This is a genomic window from Azospirillum brasilense (genome assembly GCF_003349955.1).
Taxonomy (GTDB): domain Bacteria; phylum Pseudomonadota; class Alphaproteobacteria; order Azospirillales; family Azospirillaceae; genus Azospirillum; species Azospirillum brasilense_B.
Map to the genome: position 1 here is coordinate 1 of NZ_QLKQ01000146.1, position 7068 is coordinate 7068.

A 7068-nucleotide genomic window follows, 5' to 3' on the forward strand; every position below is an offset into this window, starting at 1 on the left:
GCGCTTCGGCGGGCCGGTTCCCCACAGCTCCTACACCACGTTCAGGGACGTGACCCTTTCCGGGAACAGGAAGCGCAATGACCGTCGGCTATGGCCCCGCCCTGAAGCCGGTCTCGCGCCTGCCGCATGCTTACCTTCTCCGACGCCCCTACAGAGGGGTGCCGAGTCCTCCATCGTGCCTACCCGGGATGGCCGGTTGCCAAGAGAACGAAAAGGGAACAAAATCCTGCCAAGGTCATGCCGGAGGAATTCCCGGCCACAGGCGGACGGCATTCCTTTCCGGACGAGCCGTTCCGCCGTTCACCGACGAATGGGGGTGCCGATGACGGATCGGGACGATGATGGGCAGCCCGCTGACCTGGACATCGAGTCCCTGGAGGATGAAGGGATGCCCGCCGCCGAAAGGCGCAGAGGGCGTCCCCGCCGCGCCGACGTGGTCGGCGCCGTCGCGTCGACTCTGGTCCGGCGGGTTCTGGACGTCATCCCGGGAGGTTGGCAGGCGCTCGCGCAAGCCGGGGACGCGGTCGTCGTCGAAGTTCCGAACGCAACGTGGGTCGGGCCGGTGGCAGACGCATGGGGTCGCGCTGTCTCCTCCGGCGATCCGCAGGAGCACAATGGGGACGGCATCTCCCGGCCTTCCTCGTGGCGTCCGTCGTCCGACTCGACCTGGATCGGGTTCCGGCGCGACGGCATCCAAAAGGACCACAAACCCGACATTGGCAACGAGGCCGTGGCGGCCGGACTCGCCGCCGGGTGCGTCGTCGTCGGCTTCAGCCCCTGGCCGGAACGGCACCTGCCACGCGCCCTGGTCCGTGCCGCCGACATCCGTGTCGCAACGTCCACGCCGGACGCCGCGGCGCTGGACGAGGCCCTGGAGGTCCTCACCGGCCGCCGTCCGTCGTCGCCGCTGCCTATGGACCTGCACCGCCTGATCGCCGTTGAAGACCTGCGCCTCGCCTGGAGGCCGGGCACCGACGCCGACGGCTACCTAACCCGCCTGCGCCGGTTGCTCGACGTCAAGGCGAAACCGCCGTCCCTGACCCTCGACCACCTGCACGGCATGGACGAGGCCGTCGCCTGGGGCAGGGCGCTGACGCGCGACCTGGACGGATACCGGCGCGGAACCCTGCCGTGGTCCGCAGTCGATCGGGGCGTGCTGCTCGCCGGTCCGTCGGGCACCGGCAAGACCACCTTCGCCAAGGCGCTCGCCGGTTCGTGCGGCGTGCCGCTGGTCGTCGGATCGCTCAGCCGCTGGCAGTCGACGGGGCATCTGGGCGACCTGCTCAAGGCGATGCGTGCGACCTTCGCCGAGGCGCGTGCGGCCGCGCCCGCCATCCTGTTCGTCGACGAGATCGACGCGTTCGGCGACCGGTCCGGGTTCACGCACGAGAACCGCGACTACAGCATCCAGGTGGTCAACGGCCTGCTGGAGGAACTGGACGGCGTGGAGGGGCGCGAGGGCGTGGTCGTGGTGGGGGCCTGCAACGACCCCGGCCGTCTCGACCCGGCGATCGTCAGGTCGGGACGGCTCGACCGCACCATCCCCGTCCCGCTGCCGGACCGCGAGGCGCTGACGGGCATCCTTCGCCACCATCTCGGCACCGATCTCCCGGACGCCGAGCTGTCGACCGCCACGCTGCTGGCGCGCGGCGCCACGGGGGCCGACTGCGAGCGCTGGGTGCGTGGAGCGCGCCGCCGCGCGCGGCACGGAGGCCGCGGGATGACCATCGACGACCTGACCGATGAAATCCGCGGCATGCGGAGGGAACGGGCACCCGAGGAGACGTACCGGTACGCCGTCCACGAGGCGGGACACGCCCTGATGATCGCGTTGGAGTTCCCGGGCACGCTGACCGGCGTCTCCATCCGCGAGACGGCCGATACGCTGGGCGGCACGTCCGCCGCCCTGGACCAGCGGAAGCCCCTGACCCGGTCGGGGCGCCGGTCACCTGCGGGTGCTCCTGGCCGGGCGGGCGGCCGAGGAGGCGGTGCTGGGCGACGTGTCGACGGGTGCGGGCGGGGACGACCGAAGCGACTTGGCGAGGGCGACGGCCTTGGCCGCGGCGGCGCTGCAAGCCTACGGCCTGGGCGACGGGGCCGACGGGCTGCTGTGGCGGGGCATCCCGACGCCGGACACCCTTGCGGCGACTCTGGCGCTGCGGCCGGACATGGGCAACCGGGTTTCCGCGCTGCTGGCGACCGCCTACGCGGAGGCGACGGCCGAGATCCTCCGATGCCGGGAGCGGTTGGAGACGCTTGCCCGCCTGCTGGTCGAGCACGAGACCGTCGGCGGCGCGGACGCCGAGGCCGTGCTGACGGGCGGCGACCCGCCTTCCGACCGGCCTCCGGACGCTCCCGGCTGATCTGCGGCACCGTATCCGGCCATCTCAGGCGACGACCGGCGCGGCCTGTCGGCCCTCCCGCGCGACCGCATCGCCATTTGCGAGGGCCGCCGCACAGGTTCGTTGGAAAAGGCCCTTGTACCGTTGTTCCGCCAACTCGCGGCGGCGGCCGAACGCCTTTCGGCCTCCCCCCATCGCGAAGAGGATGAAGACGGCTCCGATCGCCGTGAGGTTGAACAAGGCCCCCGTGTGCCGGGATGAACCGAAGCCACGTGCCGACGGCTTCGACGCCGCCGAGCTTTCCGCCGCGAAATTTATCGAGAGCGCACCCGAGGTCAGCACATAGCCGTCGGATGCAACGGTCATTCGGGGAATCTCAGAGGCGTTCGTCGCCAACCTTACGTGCTCAGCGCCGGGCCGCGCCCTTACCGTGGGGGTGTCGACGACCTGGGCAGGACTGTGTTCATCAGCCCCAGCACCCCCGCGACAAAGAATCTCCATGTGTTCGGGAATTCACGGTTGGCTGGCGCATGCTCGGAGGTATGGATGGACGGAGTCATTGTGCGACTCCCCTCATCTGCGGAATGGTGCCCCGAGACGATGAAGCAATCGGCTTCCCCATCCCCGTCGAGACGCTTCCTGATCGCCTCCAGTTCGCCGTCCGACAACCTCAAGTCCATTGTTTAAGGCTCCATGCCTGAGTGCTTCCCTGCGGCCTTCGACCGTCAGGCGGACCCACCTGCTGCCGTCGCCCTTGGGAGATCCAACGCATTCGAAGTTGCACTTGGACCGGTAAAAACCAAGCGACTCCGGCAGGGCGATCCCGGCCACTCTGCCTTTATGGCCGGTCTGAACGCTGAGCTTGATGCAGTATCCGACGAGGTGTTGGCCGATGCCTTCCAGCCATGGAAGCCCGGGATATTCACGCTCCACATCCTGCCAATCAGCCGATTGCCGTGCGCTTTTTCGGTTCCACGGCGCGGAGGCGAGACGGTCGATGTGGATGAAGGTGTCGCCGAAGACCACCGAGTCCGGTCCCGGCGCGCGTGCGCACGCCATGGCGATCCCCTGGAGTTGGCCGTTCACGAAGATCGAGAAGATGCGCGCGTCGGGACGCCGCTCGGCCTCCCAATTCAGGATGTTGTGGAGCCACAGCGGGTGCCAGCCCCGGTCCGGTCCGCCGACAAGGTCGTTGACGTGCGCCCACAGCGAGTCGCCGCTTGGGATGTGGATGGGGTCGATCCCCACGAAGACCTGCGCCATGGCCGTTCTGCCGCTGGTCAGGTCAGTCAACTGGAGTTCCTGGAGGGGTTCCGGCTTGGTCAGTCGCGCCATGGATGCTTCCTCACCTCATGAAGGCCGCGTGAATAGACGGAACGGTTGGGCATTGCAACCGCCCGCCCGTTTAGCGAGCAGCGTGCCGGACGGTTCAGGGATATGCCTGAAGCCCCCAGACCATGATCGGGCCGTCGGGGAGGAGGGCGCGTTCCGCGGCGAGGAAGCGGCACCACGCACCGACCACCGCCGGAACGTCCCCCAGGAACTTCCACGATGCCCCAGCGCGGTCGCGCACGATCACCTCGACCCCGCCGAACTTGCCGACGCCCAAGCCGTCCAGGCCGTACCCGAGACCGACGACCAGCACGTCGTCGTCGGACACGACGACCATGCGGGCATCCTTCAGGTCCTTGTGCTTGTAGGCGTTCGCCGCCGACCAGACGCGCTCGAAGGCGCCGGGCCGGGCCGCGGACAGGGCGGAGACCCGCGTCCGCACGGCGGTCTTCGAGGTTCCCAAGCCGATGGCGGCGCGGTCGGTCAGTCCATCGACGGCGACGGCGAGCTCGGCGGCCCGGCGCTTAGCCTTGCGCGCCGTCGCCTCCCAGGCGGCCGGGGCCGGGTCGGCGGCGTACGCGGCGGACAGGTCCCGCTCGGCCTGCTCGTAGTCGGCGGCCGCGTCCAGGACGTTGTGCGCGAGGTGTCCTGCGGTGTCGTCGAGGTGTCTAACCATGCGGGTATTCTTCCTTCCCTGAAAATCGCAGCGCAAGGAAAGGGAACCCGTGACCAACGCCTGGAGGCGCGGTTCCGGGGCGGGTGGACATGAGCCGTTCCCGTTCTTAACGCACGGTGAACCGGTTCGTGCTGCCGCCGACCTAACCTCGAACCCGGAAGCACTCATGCGGGGGCTGGGCACATGCGGCGACAGGAGTCTGCGGACAACGTCGGCGGGATCAGAGGTTCGGCGGAACACGGCTCGTCGTGGCGTAGCGACCCCGAATTGGTGGCGTACGCGCGTTCCCGGGTTCGGTCCAAGGAGCCATGGATGTGGGCCATGCACGCGGCGGCAGAACGGCATCTCGAAACGGCAACGCCCCTGATGGCGACCAGCGATGCGGCTCGTCCCCTGACCTGGACTGCATTGGGGTTTCGGCTCCGTTCGGCCAACCTCGTCAGCGTGTTCGACTTCCTGACCCCGATCCTGGCGGTCGGGAAGGATGTGCTGGGGGGCGAGGCCATGCCGCTCGTGGAGCGGGATATTGCGGTGTTCAATCATATCCCCGGCCCCACGGCGACGTTCGACGCCGAGGCGTTCGACGCGTTCGACGCGGCGCCGCGTCTGGCCGTCCGAGCGGCGGACGACACCCTGGACCTGACGCCTGTCGCACGGGGGTTCGACCGGCTTCTGCGGTCGAGGGGATTGCGCGACGCGGGGCTGGACGACAGTTCGGCTGCACGCCGGTGGAATGCCCGGACCAATCTGGCCGACACCGTCGATCCGATGGTCAACCCATTCCCGTCGTCGGCTTGGCCTTAACGCACGGTGAACCCGCCTCGACCGCCTCGTCGTACGCTTCGCGAAGAAGCCTGCGCTGAAGGTCAACGCAGCCGTCGTATGGGAGTGCGAGGAAGTCGGCCTCGTGTCGGCACATCTTGGTTCCTACGAGGGCAAGGAAACGGAGCATCCAGGGATGCCCGTCCGGATGCCCACCCCTGATCCGCCGTTCGACATCTTCGGCATCCATAGGTTCCGCGAACTTCAGGAACTCCGATTTGTCATGCCAACCGTTTAGCCAAGGATCGTCCATCGTCCGCTCACATCTCGCCGCCATCCCTCGCCGTGAGGATGTCCGAGTAGATCATGTATGCGTCGGCCTCGATCCTGCTCAACGCCCCGCCCATGCTGATCCTTAAAGACTCGGCAATGGTGTAGTCATAGCCGATAAGCCCCACATGCCTGAGAGCAAGCAACGACGCATGGCGTACGGCCCAAGTGAACAGTTCCGTGTTGGGGAAGGCGTCATTGAAGTATCGGCGTGCTCTGCCCTCCGAGTAGCGCACGACGTCAGGGCTGGGTCGCTCCTCGCTCTTCGTTATTCGGAATGCCGACCGATCCTTTGCGTGCACCCATATGGCTCGGATGTCCGGCTCCGAAAGGAGCATCACCGTGTCCGCTGCGCTGGGCGGGTTGAGGCTTGGATGGTTGTGGTGGAGGACGAGCCTGGGGCCGGATCCCGGGGGTAAGGCGGGTGGGCGCACACTCCATCTTTTGCCATCCGTTCCACGATGGAGGCATTCACCCGTCTCGGCGTCGTAGACGTAGAGGTGCTCGTTTCCGTCCTCGCCTTGCTCCAGGAGGTATCGGCGCGCTTCATGGTCCTGCGGCGTGAACTCCAGCATCACTCCTTGCTCCCAGCCTGTCCGAAGGGAGCCGGACCGTAGCCGGAAACCTCTGCGGTGCCCACCGGGAGGCGCTGCGGCGTGCCGTCGCGGCGCAGGCGATGCCCCCGCCTTGGAAAGGACAGGCGGACAGCCGTCGGCCCCGCGCCGGTACAAGAACGTATTCCCAGGCGGACCCCCCGTCGAAAACCTCGCGTTATCCGGCGGCCCTGCGCGGGAACCTCGCGTTATGCGGCGGCGCGCCTCGGTTTATCTGGCGGACCCTCCAGGCGGAATGCTACCTTCAGCCATGTGGCCGCCCCGGGTTATCCGGCAGCCGACAGAAATCTCGCTCGTCGTTGTGGTCCTTAACGCAAAGCTTGAGACACCGGACTCTGTGATTGAGAAAGGTTGAGCTCAAGCGAAGCTTGAACGTGACAGAACAGACGCAGAATGGGGCGGATCCAACCGGGTCCGCCCTTTTTCATGAAGCCCACACCCCACGCGTGGACCTGGGGCTGTGAACCGCGCCAGGTTTCCCGGAAGCCCCGATTCTTGAGAGACCGGGGTTATCGTGACGAAAGCGGCATCACGCAAAGACGCTCCTGAAGTCCGCGAGCGCGCGGTACGGATCGTGTTCGCGCAAGAAGGGGGCCACGCCTCGCAGTGGGCGGCGCGCTCGCAGCGAGGATCGGCTGCACGGCGGAGACGCTGCGGGGCTGGGTCCGGCAGGCCGGGCGTCCGGATGATCGTCTCATCCAAGTGACCACAGGCGGAGAGGGGTGACGCGCTCCCCATGGAGTGGAGAGTGAACACGCCCTCCTGCCGACCGGGCTGTTGGGTCGTGTCCGTTGAAAGGACAGGCTCTGGACTCCTCATGGCGCCGCCATCCGGACCGCTCTTCCGCATGATCCACGCAAGATGCGGCCAAAGCCGGGGGAAGCTGTTTGGTTCACTTCCCCCGGCTTCCGCGCCGGGTCCAGCCCGGCGCCAGTCTCAGCGGTGCAAAGGTTCCGCTCAGCCGAACCAGGCGGCGACGTTTCCGGTCTGCCCGACGATGGTGATGCGGTTG

6 protein-coding genes and 2 pseudogenes are annotated in these 7068 nt (G+C 67.6%); 4 read left to right on the plus strand and 4 right to left on the minus strand.

Going from position 1 to position 7068, the window contains the following annotated elements; all coding sequences use genetic code 11:
• Positions 1-1060: 1060 nt before the first annotated feature.
• Both DXK32_RS33745 and DXK32_RS31505 read left to right on the plus strand, forming a co-directional pair.
• Positions 1061-1495 (plus strand): annotated as a pseudogene (locus tag DXK32_RS33745) (AAA family ATPase); the annotation flags it as partial.
• Between the two features lie 460 nt (positions 1496-1955).
• Positions 1956-2363 (plus strand): hypothetical protein, encoded by a 408-nt coding sequence (locus DXK32_RS31505; protein WP_162801441.1) that lies wholly within the window; start codon positions 1956-1958, stop codon positions 2361-2363.
• A 24-nt stretch (positions 2364-2387) separates the two neighbouring features.
• On the opposite strand, the gene DXK32_RS31510 is transcribed toward DXK32_RS31505, so the two are convergent.
• The 3 genes from DXK32_RS31510 to DXK32_RS31520 all read right to left on the minus strand — a co-directional run bounded on the left by DXK32_RS31510 (position 2388) and on the right by DXK32_RS31520 (position 4350).
• Positions 2388-2708: a hypothetical protein gene (locus DXK32_RS31510; RefSeq protein ID WP_114862098.1), complete on the minus strand. Its 321-nt coding sequence runs from the start codon at positions 2706-2708 to the stop codon at positions 2388-2390.
• Positions 2709-2915: 207 nt separating this feature from the next.
• Complete coding sequence (locus DXK32_RS31515) at positions 2916-3677, minus strand: hypothetical protein (RefSeq protein WP_114862099.1); 762 nt, start codon at positions 3675-3677, stop codon at positions 2916-2918.
• 94 nt (positions 3678-3771) lie between these two features.
• The gene (locus DXK32_RS31520; RefSeq protein WP_114862100.1) at positions 3772-4350 is read right to left on the minus strand and encodes a hypothetical protein; all 579 of its coding nucleotides are present in this window, start codon (positions 4348-4350) and stop codon (positions 3772-3774) included.
• 312 nt (positions 4351-4662) lie between these two features.
• On the opposite strand from DXK32_RS31520, the gene DXK32_RS31525 reads away from it, so the two are divergent.
• Positions 4663-5154 carry a hypothetical protein gene (locus tag DXK32_RS31525; protein WP_162801442.1) on the plus strand — a complete coding sequence of 164 codons (492 nt, stop codon included), beginning with the start codon at positions 4663-4665 and terminating at the stop codon, positions 5152-5154.
• 278 nt (positions 5155-5432) lie between these two features.
• Here DXK32_RS31525 and DXK32_RS31530 read toward each other — a convergent pair whose 3' ends face one another.
• Entirely contained in the window at positions 5433-6017 is a 585-nt protein-coding gene (locus DXK32_RS31530) for a hypothetical protein (RefSeq protein WP_114862102.1), read from the minus strand.
• Between the two features lie 553 nt (positions 6018-6570).
• Here DXK32_RS31530 and DXK32_RS32840 point away from each other — a divergent pair.
• Positions 6571-6737 (plus strand): annotated as a pseudogene (locus tag DXK32_RS32840) (IS3 family transposase); the annotation flags it as partial.
• Positions 6738-7068: the final 331 nt, after the last annotated feature.